Below are 24,367 nucleotides of genomic sequence, written 5' to 3' on the forward strand. Positions count from 1 at the left end.
GCGAGGAAACCGGGAATGCCGGGTACGCTGATCAATCGACTGAGTTTTCTGGCCCTGGGTGGCCTGATGGTCCTGCAGTTCGGCGTCTTCGAACAGAGCCCGACCAATCCGGTGGGCATCCGCTACGTGGGCGAGTTGTACCTGGCGATCTGCCTGGGTTTCTTCGTGCTCTTCACCCTGAGCACCTGGCAGCGACCGCAGCGTGACTATCAGCTGCTGATGGGCTTCTGCCTGTTTTCCACGGCGGTGTTCGTCGGGCTGCCGGCGCTGTTCGCCCAGCTGTTCTGGGGCCAGCCGCTGGTCTATGGCCTCATCGAGGAGCGACGGGTGCTCTACTGCTTCAGCGCCTTTCTGGTGCTCTATCTGGCCAAGCGCCTGAATGCCCCCCAGTTCGAAAACCTGATCATCCTGGTCGGGCTGCTCTCGGCACTGCTGTGCTGGCTGTCCTACTTCAAGATGCTGCCCGACCTGCGCGACGAGGTGAAGGACCTCAGCCGCCCCGGGCGCGCGTCCACGGGCGCGGGGGCCATCTTCTTCGGCTATTTCATCTGCATCTACTTCGCCGGTCGCGGGCGCTCCTTCATCGACGGCCAGCTGCGCCCCAAGCTGCGTCACGGCATGCTGGCGCTGTTCTTTCTGGCGACCATCGTGGTGGTGCTGCAGACCCGCCAGCTGATCGTGGTCTGCCTGGTGTTCACCATCCTCGCCCTGCGCGCGCGGCTGGTGGGACCGGCGCTGTTCGGCGCCATCATCGTGGCGCCGCTGATCCTCTATCCGCACCTCCTGGAAACCCTCGGCTTCAACCTGGATTTCTATGCGCGCTCGGTGCAGGAAGGGCCAACCGACAACGTTCGGGAAAACACCATTTCCCAGATCATCAACCACCTGCAGCTGTACAACGGCTTGCCCAGCGGCAGCCTGAGCCTGATGTGGAACGACGGCTTCAAGCCGATCTTCGGCGACTACTTCTTCCTCTCCGACGTTGGCATCTTCGGCACCGTGTTTCGATTCGGCTTCCTGTCCGTCCTGGTCATTCCCATTGGCCTGGCGGTCCATTACCTGGTCGCGCGCAAGCTGAGCCGGGACCTGGAATTCACCCTGGCGGTGTTCCTCGCCTTCATGACCATCTGGCCGCTGCAGGGCCTGTTCGAATACCAGGGCACCGCCGCCTTGCTCTTCGTCATGCAGGCGCTCAAGACCTATCACGGCGCGCCCCAGGTCGGGAGGGTGACCCTGCAGGAGCGACCGGCGGCCCTGCCGTCCGGTCACCAGCCCTTGCCGGTCTAGCGGTCCGTTCTAGCAGCCGGTCAGCCGCTCGACGCGACGCTCGCCGGGAAAGAAGAAGGGCCGCAGGCGCACGCCCAGGCTGTTGCCGGCGAAGGCCGCCACCAGCCACAGCCAGCCGTGCAGGCTGCCCGAGGCGATGCCGCTGAAGTAGGCGCCGATGTTGCAGCCATAGGCCAGGCGTGCACCGTAGCCCAGCAGCAGGCCGCCGAGCACCGCCGCGATCAGCGACCGCGCGGGAATGCGCAGGCTGGGGGCGAAGCGACCGGCCAGGCCGGCGGCGGCCAGGGCACCCAGCATGATGCCGAGGTTCATCACGCTGGTGATGTCGAACCAGAACGGCTCGGCCAGCGCCCGGGCATTCGCCGGTTGCTGCCAGAAGGCCCAGCCGGACACGTCCAGGCCGAGCAGCCCGGCGCCCTTGGCGCCCCAGAGCGCGAAAGCCGAGGTGACGCCCCAGGGGCGACCAGCCAGGGCCAGGGTGATGAAGTTGAGCACGGCCAGGGCGATGGCACCCCAGACCAGCGGCCAGCTGCCGCGCAACAGGCGCGCCGCGCCCTGATGTTCGCCGGGGACCGTGACTTCCAGGCTGCCGTGACGACGGCGCTCCAGCACCACCGTGGTCCAGGCGATCAACGCGAACAGCGCCAGGCTGACCAGGATACCGGGCAGCACGCCCAGGCTGGTCACCAGGGAGGTCGGCGGCAGGCTGGGCAAGGCGAACCACCAGCCCAGGTGCTGGGTGGCGACGAGCGAACCGATGACGAAGAACAGCAGGGTCACCAGCATCCGCGCATTGCCGCCGCCGGCGGTGAACAGGGTGCCGGAGGCGCAGCCACCGCCCAGTTGCATGCCGATGCCGAACAGGAAGGCGCCAACCACCACCGAGGTGGACAACGGCGAGACGTTGCCACGGACCGCCTCGCCGAAAAGGCTGCCAGCGCCCAGGGCGGGAAAGAACAGCAGCACGGCCAGGGCCAGCATCACCATCTGGGCGCGCAGGCCGGCGCCGCGGCGGTCACGGATGAAAACCCGCCAGGCCGAGGTGAAGCCAAAGGCGGCGTGATAGAGGGTCAGGCCCAGCGCGCCGCCCAACAGCAGCAAGAGGGCCTGACGGCTACCTGCGGCCTGGCCGACGAAGACCATGCCCAGGGCGAGCAGGAGCGCGGCCCAGCGAGCGGCCCAGGGCAGGCGCGGGGAGGAAAGCGTGGAGGTCTGCTGCATCATGGTTCCAGTAGGTTCGAACTAAAGTCCGACAATTCTAGTAGGACTTGTCGGGGAATCCCAGCGGACAGACGCGGCTGCTTGAATGAAAGCGTTACATCTATATAACCAATAGTTATAAATCTTCTGGCTCAGCCTTTTGACGTGGAGCGTGGTCAAAGCGGCCAAAGAAATCTTCTTGGAGCTGCCGTGTCGTCCGCCTTCGTCCTGCCTGCCCTTTCTCTACCCACCCGGTCGCGGCTGCGTAGCTGGACCGTCCTCGCTGGTGCACTGGTACTGGCCGGTTGCAGCCTGACGCCCACCTCCCAGGGGCCCACCCGCTCGCCAGCCGAGGTGCGGGCCGAGCTCCTGCGCCTGCTGCCCGCCAAGGTGGCGGATCGGCAGGGCTGGGCGAGCGACATCCAGACCGCCTTCAGCGCCCAGGAGCTCGATCCCTCGACGGACAATCTCTGCGCTGTGTTGGCTGTGGCAGAGCAGGAGTCCACCTACCAGGTCGATCCTCCGGTGCCGGGGCTGGGGCGGATCGCCCGCGAGGAGATCGATCGGCGCGCGGCGCGGGCCTATGTGCCTCAGCTGCTGGTGCGCACGGCGCTCAATCTCCAGTCGCCCAGCGGCAAGACCTATGCCCAGCGCCTGGACGGTGCCCGTACCGAGCGCGAACTGAGTCTGATCTTCGAGGACTTCATCGCCATGGTGCCTCTGGGTAGCCAGCTGTTCGGACGCTTCAATCCGGTGCGCACCGGCGGCCCCATGCAGGTCAGCATCGACTTCGCCGAGGCCCATGCCCGCGACTATCCCTATGACCACGAGGGCTCCATTCGCCACGAGGTGTTCAGCCGACGTGGTGGCCTCTATTTCGGCACCGCGCACCTGCTGGGCTATCCGGCGGACTATCCCACCCCACTGTATCGCTTCGCCGATTTCAACGCCGGCTGGTATGCCAGTCGCAACGCCGCCTTCCAGAGTGCGGTGAGCCGAGCTTCAGGGGTGAAGCTGGCGCTGGATGGTGATCTGGTGGTGCCCGGCTCGCGGACCCAGGGCGAGACCGAGCGCGCGGTGAATCGCCTGGCCCCGGCACTGGGCATGAGCGACATCGCCATCCGCCACGATCTGGAAGCGGGCAATTCGGAAGACTTCGCCAAGACCGATCTCTATGCCAAGGTCTATGCCCTGGCCGAGCGCAAGGCCGGCCGCAGCCTGCCGCGTGCCGTCCTGCCGGGCATCACCCTGGAGAGCCCCAAGATTACCCGCACCCTGACCACCGCCTGGTTCGCCCAGCGGGTGGAAGAGCGCTGGCAGCGCTGCCGGAGCCGCGCCGCGCGCTGAGTGGGGCAGGGGCCGAACGGCGCTGTCAGGGCGATGAGGGCCAGGGCAAGGTATGGCAATTGGCCAGACTATTGCCCTACCATGGGGAGATGAAGCGGCCTTACGCCGTACGGTTCTGGTGTAGTCCCCTAGAGGTCCAGATGACCGATATCCCCGGCTCCCGGTTGACGCTTATCGTCGACCAGCCCACCCCGTCGGCCCGCCATCGGCTGCCGCCCCGCGAACAGGCCAAGGCCCTGCGCCTGCTGCGCACCCTGGGCCTCGAAGCCAATACCCCGCCCGAGCTGGTGCTGGCCTGGCTGGAACGCCGCGATGGCGGCTGCTCGCTACCGGAAGCGGCGCGCCAGATCGGCCTGGGCAACTGGTTGGGGATCACCACCAGCCTGGCCGACCTCACGCAGAACCTGGCGCGCTTCGAGGCGGCCTATGCCCTGGACAACGTGCTCGACTCCCTGACCACCCTGGTCGAGCAATCACCGCCCGAGTCCCGCTAGCGGCTAGAGTCCGGCGCCGCGGATGTTGACGTAGAGGCTATAGAGCGAGTGGGAGCCGGCCATGAACAGCCGGTTGCCTTCCGGGCCACCAAAGCAGAGGTTGGGGCAGCGTTCCGGCAGATGGATATGCCCCAGTGCCTTGCCGCTGGGATCGAACACCCGCACGCCATCGAGCACCTCGGGCTTGGCCGCCGGGGCGCCGCTGCTACCCCAGCCGCACCAGAGATTGCCCGCCACGTCGCACTTGATGCCATCCAGGGCGCCGAACTCCAGCGCCTCGATGTGCTTGCGGCGCTCGCCCAGGCTGCCGTCGTCCTTGACGGTATAGGCCCATACCAGGCGATTGGGCTTGGCGCGGCCCTCGACCACATAGAGCAGCTTTTCGTCCGGCGAGAAGGCCAGGCCATTGGGGCCGTTGAGGTCGCCGATCACCCGGGTGACCGCCAGACTCTCGCCGTCGATGCGATAGACCCCGTCGGGTTGCTCGGTCTTCACGCGATGGCCCTCGTAATCGCTGTTCGCCTGGAACGGCGGATCGCTGAACCAGATGGAGCCATCCCGCTTGACCACCACGTCGTTGGGGGAGTTGAACGGCTTGCCCTCGAAGTTATCGGCCAGCACCGTGATGCGGCCATCGTGCTCGGTGCGGGTGACCCGCCGGCCCTGGCCGTGGGTGGTGGAACCTTCGCAAGCGATCAGCCGGCCCTGGCGGTCGCGGGTCAGGCCATTGGAGAAATTCGACTGGGGGCGATAGGTGTCCAGCCGGCCGCTGACCTCATCCCAGCGGATGATGCGGTTGTTGGGGATGTCGCTCATCAGCAGGTAGTTGCCGTCGCCGATCCAGACCGGCCCCTCGGCCCAGCGCAGACCGGTGGCCAGACGCTCGACGCTGGCATTGAAGAGGCGCAGTTCCAGGAAGCGGTCATCAAGGATCTCGATGAGCGGATCGGGATAGCGTTGGCTCAGGGGTTCGGCGGCACGGGCGAGGCTGGGCAGCGTGAGGGCGGCGCCGCAGACCAGGCCGCCCTGGAGCAGCCGGCGACGTGACAATGGCCGAGCGAGACCCGGATGGGAGTCGTGCATGAGGCAGGTCCTTGCTTGTTATTGTTGGACGAGACGATACGCATCAGCCCGGCGAGCCAGGCTGATCGTACGACATCATATGTCTTGTGGTGGATCGCGCCAACCCGGGTGCTGACCTAGTCGGCGTCCAGCACCAGACAGGTACGCCCACGGCCCTGGCGCTTGGCCTGATAGAGACGGCGATCGGCTTCGTGCAGGAAACCTTCGAGGTCGTTGGCGAGGCCACTGAAGACGCCCGCGCTGAACGACAGCGGTGGCGCGCCGGGGGCATAGGTCTGGGCGTGGCAGTAACGCCGCAACAGATCCAGTGCCTGCAGCAACTGCTCCGGCGGCATCCGGCTGACCAGGGCGAATTCCTCGCCACCCAGGCGACCGGTCAGGTCCTGGGGCAGGGTGCGCGCCAGGGCCTGGGCGAACACCACCAAGGCGCTGTCGCCACTGGCATGACCGTATTCGTCGTTGATGCGCTTGAAGTGATCCAGGTCGAGCATGGCGACGCTGAGCGACCGCCCCTCGCGCTCGGCCTGGCGAAACCAGTCCCGGGCCTGATCCTGGAAGGCGCGGCGATTGCGCAGGCCGGTCAGGGAATCGTACTGGGCGGCATGGGTCAGGGCGCGCATGAGATCCCGACGCTCCAGGGTCGAGACCACCCGGCAGTTGAGCTCCTCGGGGCAGAAGGGCTTGCGCAGGAAGTCGTCGGCGCCCTGCTTGATGAACTTGGCGCTGAGCGACCCCTTCTCGTCCGCTGACAGCCCGATGATGCTGAGATCGTGACGCCGCAGCTTCTGGCGCAACAGCTGCACCAGTTCGAAACCGCTGATGCCGGGCATGCTGTGGTCCACCACCAGCAGGTCGATGTCCGGCTGCTCCTGCAGCAGGCGCAGGGCCTCGTTGCCGTCGCAGGCATCCAGCAACTGGTAGCGGTGGGGCGTCAGCACGTGACGGATGTAGTTGCGGGTGGCGTCGGAATCCTCGGCGATCAGGATCTTGACCGCGGTATTGCTGTCCAGCCGGCGCAGCAGGCGGAAGGCGAATTCGTAGGAGTACTGGCTCTCCTTGAGCACATAGTCGACCACGCCCTTGGTCAAGAGGTCGTCGCGCCGACGTTCGTCGTAGGAACCGCTCAGGACGATGCAGGGCAGCCGATAGCGCAGCACCAGGTCAACGCTTTCGCCATTGGCGGCGTCGGGCAGGTTGAGATCCACCAGGGCGGCGAAGAAGAGGTTGGCCGAGGTCTCCAGCATCAGCTCGGCTTCGGCCAGGGTTGCGCAGAACACCGGCTCGAATTCGCGCTGCTGCCGAAAGAGGTGCGCCAGGATCTTGAGGACCATGGGGCTGTCTTCGATGACCAGGATGGAACGCACCGGTAACTCCTGCAGGGCAAAGGTCGGCCGAGAGCGGGTCTGGCGTCAGGTGAAGCGATGATTCGCCTAGGCGTATCGGCCAAAGGATCGGCGACTTGAATGGCCGCCGATCCTTCGATTCAGCTGTCCTGCTGGCCTTCGAGTTGGCGCTGCCGGGGCAGGCGCAGGGCGTCGTCGCGCGGTAGCGGGCGACTCAGCAGGTTGCCCTGCACCTTGTCCACCTGCAAGGCCTTGAGGGTCGCCAGTTCGGCGAGGGTTTCCACGCCCTCGGCGATCACTTCCTTACGCGTCTCGCGGGCGAAGGCGATGATCGCCGAGGCAAGCGCCCGGCGTTCGGCGTCGCTGTCGATGTCACGGACCAGGCTCATGTCCAGCTTGATCATGTCCGGGCGCAGCTTGAGGATGTGCCTCAGGCTCGAATAACCGGCGCCGGCATCGTCGATGGCCAGGCGCACGCCCTGCGCCCGCAAGGGTCGCAACTGGGCGTGGAGGGCATCGTAGTCGTTCACCTCGGCGTGCTCGGTGATCTCCAGTACCAGCCGTCCCGGCGGATTGCCAGCCAGCAGCGCGGGCAGGCGGCCGGCCAGGATGGTCTGCGGTGAACAGTTCATGGTCAGGTAGGTATCGTCCGGCAGGCTCTGCAAACCTTGCAACGCATAGCGCATGGCGCTTTCTTCGAGTTCGTCGCCCAGACCGATGGCGCTGGCCTCGGAAAACCACAGGTCGGGGCTGCGTTGCGGTGGGCAGTGGAAGCGCGACAGGGATTCCCAGCCGGCAATGCGCAGATCGGCCAGGTAATAGATCGGCTGGTAGACGATGCTGGGTTGATGGGCGGCCACCGCGCCCTGGATACGTTGGCGCATCTCAACCTGGCCGCGGCGGCTGGAGGCATCCAGGCTGAGACGATCCGCCACCAGTTCGGCGAAGGTTCGTACCAGTTCCAGATCGCGCGGACTCAAGGTCGGATCAGGCTGGTACCTGAAGCAACAGAAGGTGCCATAGAGTTCGCCATCGTTGAGACGGACAGGCACGCTCAGGTGCGCGCCGATGGGTACGGCGCGGGTTTCCGGGATCAAGCGGGTGGCGCCGATGGCGCGGGTATCGGGGATGAGTTCAGGCAGATGTCCGGTGACCACCTGCTGGCAATAGCCCTGGCTGAGCGGCAGCGCATCACCGGCCTTGATCGGCGCGTCGGGCTCGGCATCGACATTGCGGAAGACGCGATCCTGCTGACGAAATTCGGCCAGAAAGGCCACGTCCATGTTCAGATGGGTGCGCAGCGCGTGCAGCACCTTGTCAATGCAGCCCTGGCTGCTCAGATTGCCGGTATCCAGGCCAACCACGTCCAACAACTCGGTACCTGATTCCCTCATGTCCTCACTCCCGGGAAACTACGACCTGAACCAGTGTAGAGCCTGGAATGAATTTGTCAGTCAAATGACTTCGTCCTTTCGACTTAACCCTGTTTGGCGTACCAGGCCTCGAAGGCGGGCAGGGCCATGGGCCGCGCCAGCAGATAGCCCTGAACCTCGTCACAGCCGGCGTCTTGCAGAAAGGTCAGCACGTCTTCCGTCTCTATCCCTTCGGCGACGCTGCGATAGCCCAGCTTGCCGATCAGCGCCAGCAGTGCCCTGACCACCTCCTGCTTGCGCGGGTCGCTGGGCAGGTCATGGATCAGCGAGCGGTCGAGCTTGACGCTGGTGACCGGTAATTCGTAGAGGTAGGCGAAATTGCTGTAGCCGCTGCCGAAGTCGTCGATGGCGATGTTCAGTCCCAGGGCACGCAGGTCGTGCAGCTGCGCGATGGCCTCCGGATTACGCCTGAGCCATTCCCCTTCGGTGATCTCGACTTCCAGCCGCCGCGGGTCCACACCTTGGCGCTGGCAGGTCTCGCGCAACAGCGCCACCAAGTCGCCCTCGTCGAAATCCCGGGGCGACAGGTTGAGCGACAGCCGCCCCTGGTAGTCACTGTCCCAGCGCGCCAGCTGGGCGATGGCGGTGCGGATCACCCAGCGCGTGACGCTGTGGATCAGCGCGGTCTTCTCGATCGCCGGGATGAAGTCGCCGGGCGCGATGGGGCCGAGTTGCGGGTGAGTCCAGCGCAGCAAGGCCTCGGCACTGCACAGGGTACGGTCGGGCAAGGCCAGGCGTGGCTGGAAGGCCAGGCTGAAGTCGCCGCGTTCGAGGGCTTCGGGAAGTTGCCGCACCAGCTGGAAGATCCGCTGGAAGGCCTGGTCCTGCGGTCGCTCGTAGAGTCCCCAGTGGCGCGGGCTCAGGGCTGCCTGGTCGACGGCCACCAGGCCCTTGCGCAGCAGGTCGCGCACCTCGCCTGGCGTCAGCACGAAGGGCACCACGCCGGCCTTCACCGGTGGGTCGATGGGGATCCGGTCGGCTTGTACCGGCGTCCTCAACTGGGCGATCAGAGTGTCCAGCAGGGGCGGATAGTCGCAGTCCGCGGGCAGCAGGAAGGCGAATCGCCTGGTGTCCACGTGATAGACCTTGGCCCGCTCGCTCAGGGCGTCGCACAGCCGGAGGGCCAGGCAGCGCAAGAAGGTCTCGAAGGGCCACATGCCTTGGGCCAGGACCAGTTGGTCCTTCCACTGGGTTTCCAGGGGGTCTATCAGCACCAGCAGACGCAACTCGCCGGGACGGAGTTCGGCCAGTTGGGCGACATCCGCCTGGAACTGCTGGCGGTTGGGCAAGCCGCTGACCGGGTCGCGTCGGCGCAGGTGCTGGCGCAAGGCGATGAGCCTCATCACCTGGGCGGCGAAGTCGTCCAGCCGCTTGCGTTCCGTCGCGTTCAGTTCCCGTGGCTGGCTGTCGAGAATGCACAGGCTACCGATGGCATAGCCGCCCTCGGTGACCAGGGTCGAACCCGCATAGAAGCGCACATGGGGCGCGCGCACCACCAGCGGGTTATGGCTGAAGCGCGCATCGCAACGAGCATCGTTGATCTCCATCCGGCCGTCCGCCGCCTGGATGGTATGGGCGCAGAAGGCGTCCTCTCTCGGCATCTGCGGGAGGTCGAAGCCAACCCGTGCCTTGAACCACTGACGGTCGCGGTCCACTAGGCTGATCAGCGCGGTCGGCACGTTGAAACTGCTGGCGACCAGTTCGCAGAGGCGATCGAATTCCTCCGCTGGCGCCGAGTCGAGCAACTCCAGGGCGTGCAGGGCGTTGAGGCGATCATCTTCGTACTGCAGGGAATCGGCCATCGGGCTATCTCGGGCGGGTCGATGAGCCTTGTACGGGCAACAAGCACATCTTGGGAGAACTGTTGCCACTCGAGCCGGACGGGGGCGGCAAGCGAGAGGCAGCTCGACTGAGGTATCGGCGAGAAATCGTAAGGCTTTAGCCTTTTCGTCGCTCCTGCCAGGCTAAAACCTTAGCGCGGCTGCACCTCAATCGCGAGCCCTGGTCGAAGAGACATTCGCCGCCGAGTATTCCCCATGACCCTCACCTGCCTGTTCGACATCAACGAGACCGTGCTCGACCTGTCCGCGCTGGATGGCCTGTTCAGCGAGCTGTTCGGCAATCCCCATAGCCGTGAACTGTGGTTCGCCCAGACCCTGCAGAATGCCATGACGGCCGAACTCTGTGGCCGCCATGCGCCCTTCGAGGTCCAGGGCCAGGCGGCGCTGGACATGGTCGGCGAGCGGCTCGGGCGTTCGCTGACCGCGTCCGACAAGCAGCGGGTGGCCGCGGCGCTGAAAGCCTTACCCGCCCATCCCGACGTCAGACCTGGACTCGACTTCGCCCGGGAGCAGGGCGTGCACTGTATCGCCTTCTCCAACAACGCCCGCGCCGCCACCCAGGCACAGCTTGAGCACGCTGGCCTGAGCGACGCCTTCGCCACCATTCTTTCCGCCGAGGACGCCGGCGCCAGCAAGCCGGCCACTGCCACCTATCGCCAGGCCGCCGCCAGCCTGGGGCAGCCGGCCGAGCGTCTGTGGCTGGTCGCCGTCCACGGCTGGGACATCGCCGGGGCCCAGGCCGCCGGCTTCAAGGGCGCCCTCGTGCAGCGGCGCCCCGACCAGGTGGCCAATCCCCTGGCACCCCCCGTGGTGACCGGAAGCGACCTGAGAGAGGCAGTGGCGCGCATTCTGGCGCATGAGGGCCGCAGCTAGCGGCCTGGCGTGCTAACGTCCGCGCCATCACCGGCCAAGTGCCGGTTTTTCAAGACAGTGAGAGTCGCTTTGCCATGACGGATACCCTAGCCCGGCTGCGCGCCGGCGAACTGGCGGGGGCCACGCGGCTGACCCTGCGCGCCGACCTGACCGAGTTTCCCGAAGAGATCTATGCCCTGGCCGACAGCCTGGAAATCCTTGACCTGTCCGGCAACCGGCTGACCCATCTGCCCGCTGATCTGGGCCGGCTGCACCGGTTGCGCATTCTCTTCTGCTCGGGCAATCCCTTCACCGAATTGCCCGAGGTGCTGGGCACGCTGCCCAACCTGGAGATGATCGGCTTCAAGGCCTGTGAGCTGGAGCAGGTGAGCGCGGCTGCGCTGCCGCCGCGGTTGCGCTGGTTGATCCTGACCGACAACCGCATCGCTACCCTGCCGACCGCCCTGGGCGAACGCCCGGCGCTGCAAAAACTAATGTTGGCGGGCAATCAGCTGGAGGCATTGCCGGCGAGCATGGCCGAGCTGCACCAGCTGGAACTCCTGCGCCTGTCGGCGAATCGCTTCGCGGCGCTGCCGCCGGCCATTCTCGACCTGCCGCGGCTGACCTGGCTGGCCTATGGTGACAACCCCCTCGGCGCCGCCCGCGAACAGGCGGTGCGGGCCCAGGCGGCCCAGCAGCAACGCATCGCCTGGCGCGATCTGCAGCTTGGCGAGCGGCTGGGGGAGGGCGCCTCCGGCATCATTCACCAGGCGTGCTGGCAGTCGCCCGAGGGCCCGCGCGAGGTGGCGGTCAAGCTGTTCAAGGGCAGCATGACCAGTGACGGCACCCCGGAAAGCGAAAGCGCCGCCAGTCTCAGTGCCGGTACCCATCCCTGGCTGATCGGCGCCCTGGGCGATCTGGCCGATCATCCCGAGCAGCGCAGCGGCTTGGTGCTGGAACTGGTGGAACCGGCCTTCGGCAATCTGGCCGGTCCGCCCAGCTTCACCACCTGCAGCCGTGACGTCTATCCGGAAGACACCCGCTTTACCGCCGCCGCCGTACGCGAGATGGCGGGCGGCATGGCCAGCGCCCTGGCGCACCTGCATGGCCACGGCTTGGTCCATGGTGACTTCTATGCCCACAACATCCTCTGGGATGGCGGCGCGCGCTGCCTGCTGGGTGACTTCGGCGGTGCCTCCCTGCTGCCCGACGACACCGCGCAGGCCGCCCGGCTGCAGCGCTTCGAGAGTCGCGCCTTTGGCATCCTGCTGGACGAATGGCTGGCGCGGTGCAGCGAACCGGTCGATCCGGCCCTGGCGGCCCTGGCCGAGGAGTGCCAGCAGAGTACGCTGGATGCGCGCCCGCTGCTGGCGGACGTGGCGCGTCGCCTGCAGGGTCGGGCCGACACCTAACTCAGCGCCCAGTCCACGGCAGCCAGGGCGTGCAGTCGGGTGGTGTCGAACAGCGGCACCGCACTGTCGCTCTGGTCCACCAGCAGCATGATCTCCGTGCAGCCGAGCACGATGCCCTCGGCGCCCTGGGCGACCAGCTCGCCGATGACCGCGCGGTAGGCTTCTCGTGATTCCGCGCGTACCTCACCCCGCACCAGCTCCTCGTAGATGATGCGGTGTACGGTCTGGCGCCCTGCCAGCTCGGGTACCCGTACCTCCAGGCCAAAACGCTCCGTCAGGCGCTCGCGATAGAAGGCCTGTTCCATGGTGAAGGCGGTACCCAGCAGGCCAATGGTCTGAAGGCCCTGGGCACGGATCGCCGCACCCGTGGGATCGGCGATGTGCAACAGCGGCAGCGGGGCGGCCCCCTCGATTTCCGTCGCCAGGCAGTGCATGGTGTTGGTGCAGAGCACCAGCGCCTCGGCACCGCCGGCCGCCAGCTGCCGCGCATGGCCTTGCAAGCGCTGACCCAGCGTCGTCCAGTCACCCGCATGCTGCAGGGCGGCGATCTCGGCGAAATCCACCGACAGCAGCAGGCAGGCGGCCGAATGACTGCCGCCCAGCCGGCGCCGGACCTCTTCGTTGAGGATGCGATAGTAGTGAGCCGAACTCTCCCAGCTCATGCCGCCCAGCAGGCCCAGGGTACGCATGGATTTTTCTCTCGGTGGCCAAAGAGGCCATCTTGCCTGGCGGGCGCGACGGATGAAGAGAGGCAGTGGCGCTTGGATGGAGCGGTACAGTGCGGCGTGCGACCGCCAGGCGGCAAGCGAGTCGGCGACTGGCGACGGCACCACCCTTCGCTATGCTTGCCAAAGGCCACTGTCGGCCCTGGAGGTGATCGTCATGCTCAAGGCACTGTTCACCGCGGTAGCCCTGACGCTCTTCGCGTCTGCCAGTGTCCAGGCGGCGCCCTGTCGGGATGCCCAGGGCACGTTCGTCAAGTGCGACACGACCAAGGCCAAGGCCGCGCGATGCAAGGACGCCCAGGGCAAGTTCGCCAAATGCGGCATGCCTGGAGCCAAGCCGGTCGACTAGGGCAAGCCGTCCGCCAGCCTGGAGGCCGGCGGACGCCTCGCTTAGGCCACCTTGAAACGACCCACCAGCTGATTCATCTGCACCGCCAGTTGCGAGAGTTCGCTGCTGGCCGTGGCGGTCTGGCTGGCACCGGCGGCGCTCTGTACCGAGAGGTCGCGGATGGTCACCAGCGCCCGGTCCACTTCCCGGGCCACATGGGCCTGTTCTTCGGCAGCGGTGGCGATCAGGGTGGTGCGTTCGGTGATACCGGTCACCGCGCTGGTGATGACCGCCAGCGACTGTTCCGAATCCTGCGCCAGGTTCAGGGTGCGCTGGGCGAGACCGGCGGTGGCATTCATGGTGCTGACCGCCTCGCTGCTGCCGCGCTGCACCTGGCTGATGACGGCTTCGATCTCCTGGGTCGATTGTTGAGTCCGTTGCGCCAGCGCCCGTACCTCGTCGGCGACCACGGCGAAGCCCCGGCCCGCATCGCCGGCACGCGCGGCTTCGATGGCGGCGTTGAGGGCCAGCAGGTTGGTCTGTTCGGCCACCCCGCGGATCACCTCCAATACGGTGGTGATGTTGCCGACATCGTTTGCCAGTTGCTGGATTTGCTGGCTGCTGTCGGTGACGTTGCCATTGAGCGCCTCGATGGCATGCACGGTCTGTTCGACGCTGGCGCGACCCTGGCGCGAGGCGGTATCGGAATCACGCGCCTCGGTCGAGGTGCTCTCGGCGTTGCGGGCGACTTCTTCCACCGCCGCGGTCATCTGGTTGACGGCAGTGGCGGCCTGTTCGATTTCCTGATTCTGCTGATTCAGGCCCCGGTTGGCGTCTTCGGTCACTGCGTGCATCTCGGTGGCGGCCGACGCCAGCTGGATGGCGGAATCGCTGATCTGCTGCAGGGTTTGCACCAGATTGCTGCGCATCCGCTCGAAGGTCAGGCTCAGTTGGTGGATCTCGTCGCGGCCCTGGTCCTGCCAGGATTGCATGAGGTCGCCATTGGCGATGCTTTCGGCCACCGCCATGCTGCGGCGGACCGGCACCACCAGGCTCTGGGTGAAGCGCCAGGCGATCAGCAGGGTCATGACCAGTGCCAGGACCATGGTAGCGGTCACATAGGTGAGGCTCTGCTCATAGAGGCTGGTCGCTTCCTTGCCGATCTCGGTGGCCTGCTCACGATTGACCTTGATGAGGCCCTGAACCTTGGCCAGCACCGGCTCGTTGAGCGGACGGAAGGTCTGGTTCAGATAGCTTCGAGCAGCGTCGGTGCCTTCGCTGGCCGAGCGCCGCAGCACCTCGTCCAGGGCCGTACGCCAGGGGGCGATGAGTTGGCGCAATTCCTGATAGATGCCGGCTTCCTTGTCGCTGCCGACCACGCTTTGATAGCTTTCCAGCGCCTTGCCGAAGCGCTCCAGCTCCTGCTTGAGCTGGGCCTGACTGGTCTGACTCACGTTGCTGTCGGTGGTCGTGACGAATCTCAGGGTTTCCAGGCGAATCTGCAGGATGGCGGACTCGAGTTCGGCTGCGATTCTGGTGCCGCCCAGGCTGCCATGCTCGATCTGTTGCTCGCTCTCCCGAAGCTTGCCGATCTGGTTCAGGCTGAATAGCCCGAGGCCAATCAGCAAGACCGCGAAACTGGTAAAGCACAGCAGCGCTCTGCTACCTATTTTCAGATTCCTTAATGACATTAACCGCTCCTAATTGCTGGAAATGACTGGCGGCAATGTTTCAAAAAACAATGGAACTTGAATCAGGTGGCCGATGAATAAGCTGAATCTGCGCTTGATCGGTAGCGCGATAGCTTTGCATCTTCTCTTTTTGTTTAGTCAATCTTATGGCGCTATTTTTCCGGTCTATCAGCCTGAGAGGCATTTTGGGATGTAATAAGGCATTCCTATACGACATGGGATCTTTGGTTGGCGTCCGAGCGGAGGGTAGCTATTGCACCTCAAGATGGTACTAATAAGGAAAATAACTGGATAACGTGGTCCTGCATTTCGGACTTAATGGTCCGAAATAATTTAAATAGTCCGGTATGGATGTTTTGCTTCAATCAAAACGCCAGGAAGTTAAAGGGCTAAGTTAACTACCGGCGCCCAAAGAAATAGCAATGATGAAATAACCGGAGGTAGGCGACGTGAGCGCGGGGTGGTGATGCAGGTTTCGAAGGCCCTTGTCCTGGCATCGGGCCGCTTGGGCCCGATGCCAGTTGAAAACCGGTTCTCAGTCGTCCTTCTGCGCCGACCCGGGTTCCGACCAGGCGCGGTGACGTTCGGCCTTCTGGGCTTCGCTCTCGACGCGATTGAGCACCTCGCCCTCATGTTGGACCTCGGGCCCACCGCCGTAGACATGATCCAGGCCCTGCATCAGGGCGGCATAGCCCTGGGCCGCGACCTGTACCGGATCGTTCTTGGGACCGGCGCCGACGCTGGTGTCGTCCTCGCCGGCGCGGTGGAAGAAGTTGGTATCGGTCTGGCCGGGCATGAGCACCGTGAGGGTTACGCCGCTGTCTTTGAGTTCGTTGCGCACGGCGAAGGCGAAGGAATTGATGAAGGCCTTGGAGGCGCCGTAGACCGCCTCGAAGGGAATCGGCGCCGTGGCCGAGATGGACGAGGTAAAGAGCACCCGGCCGCGACCGGCGGCGACCATGTCCGGCAAGACCAGTTTGGCCAGGTGCACGGTGGACATCACATTGAGCTGGATCAGCGCCATCTCGTCTTCCAGGCGCGTCTGGCCGACGAAGGCGCCGCCGAGGCCAACCCCGGCGTTGAGCACCACGACGTCCAGCGGCCGCCCTTGGCGGCGCAGGAATCTATAGGTCTCTTCCACGCCCACGGCAGTGCGCAGGTCGGCCGCATGGCTCCAGACCTTGACCCCCAGGGCGCGCAGCTCCCGCTCGGCGGCATCCAGACCATCGCCACGGGAAACCAGCAGCAGATCATGACCATGGCGGGCCAGCTGCTTGGCCAATTCGAAGCCGATGCCGCTGGAGGCACCGGTAACGGCGGCCAGTGGCCGGGTAACATTGCTCATGCTGAAATCCTCTGCAGACCTGTTGTAGCTGGGATCGTCGCGTAGGCGTGGCGCTCCCCGCAACCGACGGGTAACCCGAACCGGCATGGCATAATCGCCACGCCGTGTAGAGGAGACAAGCGATGCAGCCCGCGGATCTGGAAGCCCTGGTGACCTGGACCATGCCCTATGGCAAGTACGCCGGCCGTCTACTGGCTGATCTGCCGGGTCACTACCTCAACTGGTTCGCCCGCAGCGGCTTTCCGCCCGGCGAACTGGGGCGGCTGTTGGCGCTGATGCAGGAGATCGACCACAACGGCCTCAAGCCGCTGCTCGATCCGCTGCGGCGACGCTAGTCCGCCACACGGCGCATATCGATATGCGGAATCCCATCCTCGTCATACACCCCTGAGCAGGGCGTGAAGCCGTAGCGGCCATAGTAGGCCTGCAGGTGGGCCTGGGCGGAGAGGAACAGCGGACGCCCGGGCCAGCGCTCGGCGCAGACCCGCAGGGCCTCTTCCAGCAACTGATGGCCGAGACCGCTGCCCCGGCCTTGCGGCGCCACGATCACCCGGCCGATCACCGCCTCGTCACGCACCGCGCCGAGCAGCCGGAGATAGGCGAGCAGTTCGCCATCCTGCCAACCGAACAGGTGCCAGACGTCTTCCGTCAGATCCAGGCCGTCGGGATCGGGATAGACGCACTGCTGCTCCACCACGAAGACCCGGGCGCGCAGCACCAGGGCGGCATAGAGCTCCGCGGTGGTCAGTGTCGGGGCAGCGCGGCAGGTCCACTGGATGGCCATGGTCAGTCCTTGCGCCGGCCGGACAGCATGCGGAAGCGATTGCGGTTGAGCAGCACGTAGCCGGTCAGTTGCAGGCCGGCGGCAAACAGCAGGCTGCGCATGGCGCCGGGCTCGGCGGGCCGTGGGCCCTGATAGAGACCATAGAGGGCGAAGGCCACGCCCAGCAGGCCGAGGATAAAGAAGACCAGGCCGATCTTGGTCAGGCGGGGAAGGTTGCGCAGGTTCATGGGCATGTCGTCAAAGGCAAAGGCCGCCACGCTAACCGCCCGGACCGGGCTTGTCGAGCCGATAGGCAGCCGCGGCGGACTGGTCTAACGTGACCTGATGACCCTTTTCGCAGGAGCAGAGCCGCATGTTCAGTCATGTACAGGTAGGCGCGCGTGATCTGGAGCGCCTGATCGATTTTTACGACGGCGTGTTGCACGAACTCGGCCTGGTACGGATGCCGGCCGAAGACGACGGTGGCCCGCCCGGGTGTGGCTGGCAGCGGCCAGGTCGAGAGTGGCCGCAATTCTATGTGCAGTTGCCGTTCAATGGCCTGCCGGCCTCCTGGGGCAACGGCGTGCAGGTGAGCTTTGCCGCACCGTCGCCAGCGGCAGTGGAAGCGGCCTGGCACCGGGCGCTGCAGCTGAGCGGCAGCGACGAGGGCGCGCCCGGGGTGCGGCCAGGGTATGGCCCGGACTTCTACGCCGCCTATTGCCGCGATCCGGAAGGCAACAAGCTGTGCTTCGTCCATGCCGAGGGGCTGACCGCCGCCTGCGACTAGGGCCGTGCCTTGAGTCGTCGATCCAGCGGCTAGACGCTGGCCGACAGGGCGACCGCGTCGGTGCGGGCCGCCATGATGAAGTCGTTGCGGTGCAGGCCGCCGATGTTGTGCGTCCACCAGCTCACCGTTACCGCGCCCCATTCGGTGAGCAGGGCCGGGTGATGATCCTCGTGCTGGGCCTCCCGGCCGACCCGATTGGTGAAGTCCAGGGCTTCGAGAAAGTTGCCGAAGCCATAGCGGCGCTCCAGCCGCGGAACCCCCTCGCGTTCCACCAGCGTCCACCCCGGGACGGCCTTGAGCAATTCGGCACTGGCGGCCTCGCTCAAGGCCGGCTCACTGGAGCGGCAGGGGACGCAATGGGACTGGGCGAGATCGGCCATGGGGCGCTCCTTGAGGGAAGAAAGTCATTAAAGCGGAAGGGTACCAGACCCGCCGGTCAGCCTATGGCGTCCCGTCCGACCATGGTCGAATGGCCCGAAACCGGTGCGCGCCGTACAACGGAAGGTAACAAGAACAACAGTTTCCCGCCGAGGAGATCGTCCCATGAGTGCCGCTTTCTACCCGGTCCGCGCGGAAGTCGCTTCCCGGACCCTGACCGATGAAGTCACCTATCGTCGCCTGTACCAGCAGTCCATCCTCAACCCCGATGGCTTCTGGCGCGAGCAGGCCCAGCGCCTGGACTGGATCAAGCCCTTCAGCCGGGTCAAGCAGACCTCCTTCGACGATCATCGGGTCGACATCCAGTGGTTCGCCGACGGCACCCTGAATGCCTCCTACAACTGCCTGGACCGCCACCTGGAAACCCGTGGCGACCAGACCGCCATCATCTGGGAAGGCGACGATCCGGCCGACAGCCGTCACATCACCTACCGCGAACTGCATCGCGAGGTCTGCCAGCTGGCCAACGCCCTGCGCGGCCAGGACATCCATCGCGGCGACGTAGTAACCATCTACATGCCGATGATTCCCGAGGCCGTGGTCGCCATGCTGGCCTGCGCCCGCATTGGCGCGGTGCACTCGGTGGTGTTTGGCGGTTTCTCCCCTGAATCCCTGGCCGGCCGCATCAGCGACTGCCAGTCCAAGCTGGTCATCACCGCCGACGAAGGCGTGCGCGGCGGTCGCAAGATCCCGCTCAAGGCCAACGTCGACGAGGCCCTGACCAACCCGGCCACCTATTCGGTGCGTAAGGTGATCGTCTGCAAGCGCACCGGCGCCGACATCGCCTGGCACCGCCACCGTGACGTCTGGTATGAAGACATCACCTCGGTGGCCCCGGAGCACTGCGAGCCCAAGGAGATGTCCGCCGAGGCGCCGCTGTTCATCCTCTATACCTCCGGCTCCACCGGCAAGCCCAAGGGCATCCTGCACACCACCGGTGGCTACCTGACCTATGCCGCCCTGACCCACGAGCGGGTCTTCGACTATCGCCCCGGCGAGGTCTACTGGTGCACCGCCGACGTCGGCTGGATCACCGGCCACAGCTACATCGTCTACGGCCCCCTGGCCAATGGCGCCACCACCCTGCTGTTCGAGGGCGTGCCCAACTACCCTGACGTCACCCGCATGGGCCAGGTGGTGGACAAGCACCAGGTCAACATCCTCTACACCGCGCCCACCGCCATCCGCGCCATGATGGCCCAGGGCGATGCGGCCATGCAGGGCGTCGACGGCAGCAGCCTGCGCCTGCTCGGGTCCGTTGGCGAGCCCATCAACCCCGAGGCCTGGCACTGGTACTACAAGACCGTGGGCCAGGAGCGCTGCCCCATCGTCGATACCTGGTGGCAGACCGAGACCGGCGGCATCCTCATCAGCCCGCTGCCCGGCGCCATCGGCCAGAAGCCCGGTTCGGCGACCCGCCCGTTCTTCGGCATCCAGCCGGCACTGGTGGACAACGAGGGCAACCTGCTCGACGGCGCCGTGGAAGGCAACCTGGTGATCCTCGATTCCTGGCCGGGCCAGTCGCGCTCCATCTATGGTGACCACGACCGCTTCGTCGACACCTATTTCAAGACCTTCAAGGGCATGTACTTCACCGGTGACGGCGCCCGCCGCGACGAAGATGGCTACTACTGGATCACCGGTCGCGTCGATGACGTGCTCAACGTCTCCGGCCATCGCATGGGCACCGCCGAGATCGAGAGCGCCCTGGTCGCCCATGCCAAGGTCGCCGAGGCCGCGGTGGTGGGCATGCCCCATGACCTCAAGGGCCAGGGCATCTATGTCTACGTCACCCTCAACCAGGGCGAGGAGGGCAGCGAGGCGCTGCGCCAGGAGCTCAAGCAGTGGGTGCGCAAGGAGATCGGGCCCATCGCCACGCCCGACGTCATCCAGTGGGCGCCTGGTCTGCCCAAGACCCGTTCCGGCAAGATCATGAGGCGCATCCTGCGCAAGATCGCCGTGGGTGAGTATGACTCCCTCGGTGACATCTCCACCCTGGCCGACCCGGGCGTGGTCCAGCACCTGGTCGGTACCCATCAGCAGATGAGCCAGGCCGTGGCCTGATCCATCCGTCTTGCCAGCCGCCCGCGACCGTCACCGGTCGCGGGCGGTTTCTTTTGGGCGTCCCTATAAGGACTTGTCGCCAGGGTAAAAGCCCTGGCCGGTCAGCCGGGGCTAGAATCGCGCCAGCCGGCGGACCGGAGCGCACATCGGTCCGCTACCCGTGGCAAAGGCCGGGACAGGGGCACCACTCCGGCGTACCATGCGTGCACCCCACAAGGGTTTCATGGCGCGCGGTCCCCGGATCGGTCCGCACCCGCCGCTCTCGACAGGAAGCCAGACGTTAGATGACCATCCGCATCGCCTTTCTGCTGTGGCCCGACGTTCGTCCGCTGACCGTGGGCCTGGTCGAGGAAGCGCTGGAACTCGCTGCTCGCCATTCGAGCGATACGCCCTACGAGGTGCGCTTCCTGCAGCCTGGCAGCGACTTGCAGCCGCGGCTGCCGGGTGGCCACTGGGAGGGGCAGCTGGAACGCCTGGATCGGCTCTTCGTGCTGGCCGACGAACCTTCGCCCGCGCTGCCGCCGCCCCTGGTCGCGGCGCTGCGCCAGACCGCCCGGGCCGGTGTGGTCATGGGAGGCTTTTCCGCGGGCGTGCATATCCTGGCCCAGCTCGGCCTGCTCGACGGTCATCGCGCCGCCGTGCACTGGCGCTGGCTGGAGGAATTCAGCGAGCAGTTTCCCAAGGTCATCGCCACCCATCATCTCTACGAATGGGATCGCGATCGCCTGACCGCCTGCGGTGGCCTGGCCATCCTCGATCTCCTGCTGGCCATGATCGGTCGCGATCGCGACGCCGAACAGGCCGGCACCATCGCCGAGGAGCTGATCGTCGAGCGCCTGCGCGAAGGCAGCGAGCGGCAGCGCATTCCGCTGAAGAATCGGCTGGGGTCGAGTCATCCCAAGCTGACCCAGGCGGTGATGCTGATGGAAGCCAACATCGAAGAGCCCCTCACCACCGACGAGATCGCCCAGCACGTCTGTGTGTCCCGCCGGCAGCTGGAGCGGATCTTCAAGCAGTACCTGGCGCGGGTGCCCAGCCAGTACTACTTGGAATTGCGGCTGAACCGGGCGCGCAAGATGCTCACCCAGACCAGCAAGTCCATCATCCAGATCGGCCTGTCCTGCGGCTTCTCGTCGGGACCGCACTTTTCCAGCGCCTATCGCAACTTCTTCGGCGTCACCCCCCGCGATGACCGCAACCAGCGCCGCGGCGCGGCAGGCGAGGGCAGCATGGTGGCCGAGCGCTAGGCGAAGGGCCTGGCCCACGCCCGTCACTTCAGCTCAGCGGCTGCGCCGCCACTTCGCCCAGCCAGGTGCCCAGGCGGTTGGCTGGCAAGGGCGCGCCGCAGTGGAAGCCCTGGATCTCGTCCGCCGGCAGGTGCTGCACCTGGCGCAGGTGGTCGGCGTCTTCCACGCCCTTGAGCGTTACCGTCAGCCCCAGTGACCGACCGAGGTCGATCATCGCCCGAACCAGGGCACTGTCTTCCGGCGCATGGTCGGGCCGCGGGATCAGACTGCGATCGAGGCGGATGCCGTCCAGTGGATAGCGGCGCAGATAGGCCAGGGAGCACAGGCCGGAGCCGAAGTCGTCCAGGCACAGGCGCACGCCCAGGCCCTTGAGCGCGCCCAGGGTGTTGGCCACGTCCGCCGCCGGATCCAGCAGGGTACGCTCGGTAAGTTCCAGCTCCAGACGGGGCGCCGCCAGGCCGCTCTGATAGAGCACCTCGGCTACGGTCTGCACCGGATCCTCGTTGGCATGGAATTGCTGCGGCGACAGGTTCACCGATACCGAGAGCTGTTCCGGCCAGCCCTGGGCATCGTGGCAGGCGGTCTCCAGCACCCAGCGTCCCAGGCGTTGCCCGAGCCCGGCGTCTTCCGCCAAGGCCAGGAAGTCCAGGGGTTCCAGTAGGCCCTGGGTGGGATGGTCCCACCGTACCAGGGCCTCGAAGCCGCGCAGACTGCCATCGGCCAGGCAGCGCCGTGGTTGGTAGTAGAGACTGAGACGGTTGTCGCGCAAGGCCTGGCGCAGGTCCTGTTCCAACTGCCGGCGCAGCAGCACCTGTTCGTTCATGGCCGGCTCGTGGAAGCGCCAGGTGCCGCGACCGGCCGCCTTGGCCTGGTAGAGCGCGATGTCCGCCAGCCGCAGCAGTTCCGCCGGGATGCCGGTATCCCGTGGCGCCAGGGCCACGCCCAGGCTGCTGCCGATGAACACCCGCTGCTCGCCGAGGCGGAAGGGCTGGCGCAACTGCTCCACCAGGCGCCGGCAGAGGTCGGCGATGGCGCGTGGGTCGCGTTCGCCGCTGAGCACCACGCAGAATTCGTCGCCGCCCAGCCGCGCCACCAGATCGGTGGCGGTCACGTTCTGCCGCAGGCGCTGTGCCACTTCCTGCAGGACCTGGTCACCGGCCGCATGACCGAGGGCGTCGTTGACCGTCTTGAAGCGATCCAGATCCAGGCTGATCAGGGCCAGGGGACGCGGGTCCGGACCGTCCAGGCGGGTGGCGAGAAACTGGTGCAGGCGGTGGCGATTGGGCAGGCCGGTCAGGGGGTCGTGCCAGGACAGGTGCTGCACCTGGGCCAGGGCTTCGATCTCGTCGGTGAGATCCGTGACGGTGCCGCGATAGCCACCCTCGGGAATGGCGCGGGCCGCCACCCGACAGGTGCGCTCGCGACCACTGCCGTCCAGGTAGTGGCAGACCAGGGGCGGTCGCGGCTTGCGATCGTGCTCATGGCTGGCGAGCCAGTGCGCCAGGGTATCGGCATGGGGTGTCAGCAGCTCGTTGAGCGGGCGCCCCAGCCAACGTTCGGCGGCCTCGCCGGTGACCTCGGCGAAGCGCTCCGAAACGTAGACCAGACGCAGGTTGGCGTCGACCTCCCATAGCCAGTCCGAGGTCGCCTCGGCGATATCGCGGAAGCGGCGTTCGCCGATGGCCAATTCGCTGCGGCTGGCCAGGAGGTCGTCGTACTGGGCATCCAGCTGGCGCATCGAGACCAGCGCCTGACGAAACAGCCAGATCAGCCCCAACAGCAGGATCAGGACGCCACCACCGAATAGCGGCAGGGTCTGCTGCATGAGCCACAACCCCGGACGCGGCGGGCGCCAGGTCAGCTGATAGCGGGAGCCCGGCAGTTGCCAGCTGGCGCGGCTGCCGGTCGGGTCGGTGGTGATGCCCAGGGGTGGCAGGCCGTTGACTTCGCTCAGCATGGCCAGCTTGGCCGGACTCAGGACATTGACGAACACCAGCACCGAGGCTGGGGGATCCTGGGGGCGGACGCCGGCATGGTCGCTCGGCGTGATGGCGGCAGCGGCCACCAGCGCTGGCGTACCGCCTACGTTCAGGACGCCGGAGACGCTGCCGGCGCGGGCATCCGCGCTGCGTGCGGCCGCCAGCAGACCGGCGACGTCGCCGGCCAGCCAGGGCGTGGCGGGGTCGGCGAGCTGGCCATCGAGCAGGCGATAGCGGGGCTGGTTCTGGCCGTCGAACACCAGCACCCCTTCGTAGCCATAGACCCGGAACAGCGACTCGCCGAGGTTGCCCTGCGCGAAGGCCCAGTCACTGTCCAGCGCCTGGTGGAGGCGGAGATAGGCCTCGTCCCATTTGCTGTAGTCGATGAGGTTGCGGGCGACCTCTTCGTCGAGGCGTGTGAAGGTACGGCCAATGGCGCGCTCGGTCTGCTGGGCGACAGTGGCATCCTGGCGCACGGCGTTGTCGACCAGCAGGTAGCAGCCCAGGCCGATGAGCGCCAGCAGCAGTACGCACAGTGCCGGAAACAACCGCAGGATGATGGTGTGGCCGCGCCGGCGCGGCGGTGCGCTGCCGGACACTGGAGATGATGACATGCCTGAACCCTGGCTGATTGAGCGTTCCTGTGCCTTCGCCGGACGGTGCCCGAAGGCGACCGAGCGAAGCGGGTAGAACCTTGCCGCCGCTAGA

General features: G+C 66.2%; 22 protein-coding genes. 10 read left to right on the forward strand and 12 right to left on the reverse strand.

Annotation, left to right across the window (positions count from 1 at the left end):
* Positions 1–15: 15 nt before the first annotated feature.
* On the forward strand, positions 16–1,287 hold the full coding sequence (locus tag ACWPW1_RS06285; RefSeq protein WP_434775989.1) for a hypothetical protein: 1,272 nt from the start codon (positions 16–18) through the stop codon (positions 1,285–1,287).
* Between the two features lie 9 nt (positions 1,288–1,296).
* Here ACWPW1_RS06285 and ACWPW1_RS06290 read toward each other — a convergent pair whose 3' ends face one another.
* Positions 1,297–2,508, reverse strand: coding sequence for a YeeE/YedE family protein (locus ACWPW1_RS06290; RefSeq protein WP_454252591.1), 1,212 nt, complete (start codon positions 2,506–2,508; stop codon positions 1,297–1,299).
* Between the two features lie 240 nt (positions 2,509–2,748).
* On the opposite strand from ACWPW1_RS06290, the gene ACWPW1_RS06295 reads away from it, so the two are divergent.
* Positions 2,749–3,834 (forward strand): DUF1615 domain-containing protein, encoded by a 1,086-nt coding sequence (locus ACWPW1_RS06295; protein WP_454253905.1) that lies wholly within the window; start codon positions 2,749–2,751, stop codon positions 3,832–3,834.
* A gap of 140 nt (positions 3,835–3,974) precedes the next feature.
* On the forward strand, positions 3,975–4,328 hold the full coding sequence (locus ACWPW1_RS06300) for a hypothetical protein (RefSeq protein WP_059313956.1): 354 nt from the start codon (positions 3,975–3,977) through the stop codon (positions 4,326–4,328).
* Positions 4,329–4,331: 3 nt separating this feature from the next.
* Here the strand turns inward: ACWPW1_RS06300 and ACWPW1_RS06305 are convergent, their stop codons facing one another.
* The 4 genes from ACWPW1_RS06305 to ACWPW1_RS06320 form a co-directional block, all read right to left on the reverse strand.
* Positions 4,332–5,411 carry an SMP-30/gluconolactonase/LRE family protein gene (locus ACWPW1_RS06305; protein ID WP_454252592.1) on the reverse strand — a complete coding sequence of 360 codons (1,080 nt, stop codon included), beginning with the start codon at positions 5,409–5,411 and terminating at the stop codon, positions 4,332–4,334.
* A gap of 116 nt (positions 5,412–5,527) precedes the next feature.
* Positions 5,528–6,775, reverse strand: a complete 1,248-nt coding sequence (locus ACWPW1_RS06310; protein ID WP_271654153.1) for a GGDEF domain-containing response regulator — start codon at positions 6,773–6,775, stop codon at positions 5,528–5,530.
* Between the two features lie 119 nt (positions 6,776–6,894).
* A complete protein-coding gene (locus ACWPW1_RS06315; RefSeq protein ID WP_454252593.1) occupies positions 6,895–8,148 on the reverse strand; it encodes a sensor domain-containing phosphodiesterase in 1,254 nt (417 codons plus the stop codon).
* An 83-nt stretch (positions 8,149–8,231) separates the two neighbouring features.
* Positions 8,232–9,989 (reverse strand): putative bifunctional diguanylate cyclase/phosphodiesterase, encoded by a 1,758-nt coding sequence (locus ACWPW1_RS06320; protein WP_454252594.1) that lies wholly within the window; start codon positions 9,987–9,989, stop codon positions 8,232–8,234.
* 234 nt (positions 9,990–10,223) lie between these two features.
* Between ACWPW1_RS06320 and ACWPW1_RS06325 the strand changes: the two genes are divergently transcribed.
* Together ACWPW1_RS06325 and ACWPW1_RS06330 are read left to right on the forward strand one after the other, a co-directional pair.
* On the forward strand, positions 10,224–10,901 hold the full coding sequence (locus ACWPW1_RS06325; RefSeq protein WP_454252595.1) for a haloacid dehalogenase type II: 678 nt from the start codon (positions 10,224–10,226) through the stop codon (positions 10,899–10,901).
* A 74-nt stretch (positions 10,902–10,975) separates the two neighbouring features.
* Positions 10,976–12,292, forward strand: coding sequence for a leucine-rich repeat-containing protein kinase family protein (locus ACWPW1_RS06330; RefSeq protein ID WP_454252596.1), 1,317 nt, complete (start codon positions 10,976–10,978; stop codon positions 12,290–12,292).
* On the opposite strand, the gene ACWPW1_RS06335 is transcribed toward ACWPW1_RS06330, so the two are convergent.
* On the reverse strand, positions 12,289–12,981 hold the full coding sequence (locus tag ACWPW1_RS06335; RefSeq protein WP_454252597.1) for an aspartate/glutamate racemase family protein: 693 nt from the start codon (positions 12,979–12,981) through the stop codon (positions 12,289–12,291). The genes ACWPW1_RS06330 and ACWPW1_RS06335 overlap by 4 nt on opposite strands.
* 193 nt (positions 12,982–13,174) lie before the next feature.
* On the opposite strand from ACWPW1_RS06335, the gene ACWPW1_RS06340 reads away from it, so the two are divergent.
* Positions 13,175–13,366 (forward strand): hypothetical protein, encoded by a 192-nt coding sequence (locus ACWPW1_RS06340; RefSeq protein WP_454252598.1) that lies wholly within the window; start codon positions 13,175–13,177, stop codon positions 13,364–13,366.
* 41 nt (positions 13,367–13,407) lie between these two features.
* Here the strand turns inward: ACWPW1_RS06340 and ACWPW1_RS06345 are convergent, their stop codons facing one another.
* Together ACWPW1_RS06345 and ACWPW1_RS06350 are read right to left on the reverse strand one after the other, a co-directional pair.
* The gene (locus ACWPW1_RS06345; protein ID WP_454252599.1) at positions 13,408–15,036 is read right to left on the reverse strand and encodes a methyl-accepting chemotaxis protein; all 1,629 of its coding nucleotides are present in this window, start codon (positions 15,034–15,036) and stop codon (positions 13,408–13,410) included.
* A 535-nt stretch (positions 15,037–15,571) separates the two neighbouring features.
* Entirely contained in the window at positions 15,572–16,381 is an 810-nt protein-coding gene (locus tag ACWPW1_RS06350; RefSeq protein ID WP_059313965.1) for an SDR family NAD(P)-dependent oxidoreductase, read from the reverse strand.
* Between the two features lie 122 nt (positions 16,382–16,503).
* Between ACWPW1_RS06350 and ACWPW1_RS06355 the strand changes: the two genes are divergently transcribed.
* Positions 16,504–16,716, forward strand: a complete 213-nt coding sequence (locus ACWPW1_RS06355) for a DUF3820 family protein (protein WP_042136137.1) — start codon at positions 16,504–16,506, stop codon at positions 16,714–16,716.
* Here ACWPW1_RS06355 and ACWPW1_RS06360 read toward each other — a convergent pair.
* Positions 16,713–17,165, reverse strand: a complete 453-nt coding sequence (locus tag ACWPW1_RS06360; protein ID WP_434776000.1) for a GNAT family N-acetyltransferase — start codon at positions 17,163–17,165, stop codon at positions 16,713–16,715. The two genes, ACWPW1_RS06355 and ACWPW1_RS06360, sit on opposite strands and share 4 nt — an antisense overlap.
* 2 nt (positions 17,166–17,167) lie before the next feature.
* Positions 17,168–17,392, reverse strand: a complete 225-nt coding sequence (locus ACWPW1_RS06365) for a hypothetical protein (protein WP_059316831.1) — start codon at positions 17,390–17,392, stop codon at positions 17,168–17,170.
* Between the two features lie 125 nt (positions 17,393–17,517).
* Here ACWPW1_RS06365 and ACWPW1_RS06370 point away from each other — a divergent pair, with 125 nt between their 5' ends.
* Positions 17,518–17,931 (forward strand): VOC family protein, encoded by a 414-nt coding sequence (locus ACWPW1_RS06370; RefSeq protein WP_434776001.1) that lies wholly within the window; start codon positions 17,518–17,520, stop codon positions 17,929–17,931.
* 29 nt (positions 17,932–17,960) lie between these two features.
* Here the strand turns inward: ACWPW1_RS06370 and ACWPW1_RS06375 are convergent, their stop codons facing one another.
* A complete protein-coding gene (locus ACWPW1_RS06375; RefSeq protein ID WP_434776002.1) occupies positions 17,961–18,311 on the reverse strand; it encodes a 4a-hydroxytetrahydrobiopterin dehydratase in 351 nt (116 codons plus the stop codon).
* A gap of 163 nt (positions 18,312–18,474) precedes the next feature.
* Between ACWPW1_RS06375 and acs the strand changes: the two genes are divergently transcribed.
* Together acs and ACWPW1_RS06385 are read left to right on the forward strand one after the other, a co-directional pair.
* Positions 18,475–20,433: an acetate--CoA ligase gene (gene acs, locus ACWPW1_RS06380; protein ID WP_059313969.1), complete on the forward strand. Its 1,959-nt coding sequence runs from the start codon at positions 18,475–18,477 to the stop codon at positions 20,431–20,433.
* Between the two features lie 284 nt (positions 20,434–20,717).
* A complete protein-coding gene (locus tag ACWPW1_RS06385; protein ID WP_454252600.1) occupies positions 20,718–21,680 on the forward strand; it encodes a GlxA family transcriptional regulator in 963 nt (320 codons plus the stop codon).
* A 28-nt stretch (positions 21,681–21,708) separates the two neighbouring features.
* Here ACWPW1_RS06385 and ACWPW1_RS06390 read toward each other — a convergent pair whose 3' ends face one another.
* A complete protein-coding gene (locus ACWPW1_RS06390) occupies positions 21,709–24,273 on the reverse strand; it encodes an EAL domain-containing protein (protein ID WP_434776003.1) in 2,565 nt (854 codons plus the stop codon).
* Between the last annotated feature and the right edge of the window lie 94 nt (positions 24,274–24,367).

The sequence above is a fragment of the Pseudomonas sp. Marseille-Q7302 genome (assembly GCF_965111925.1).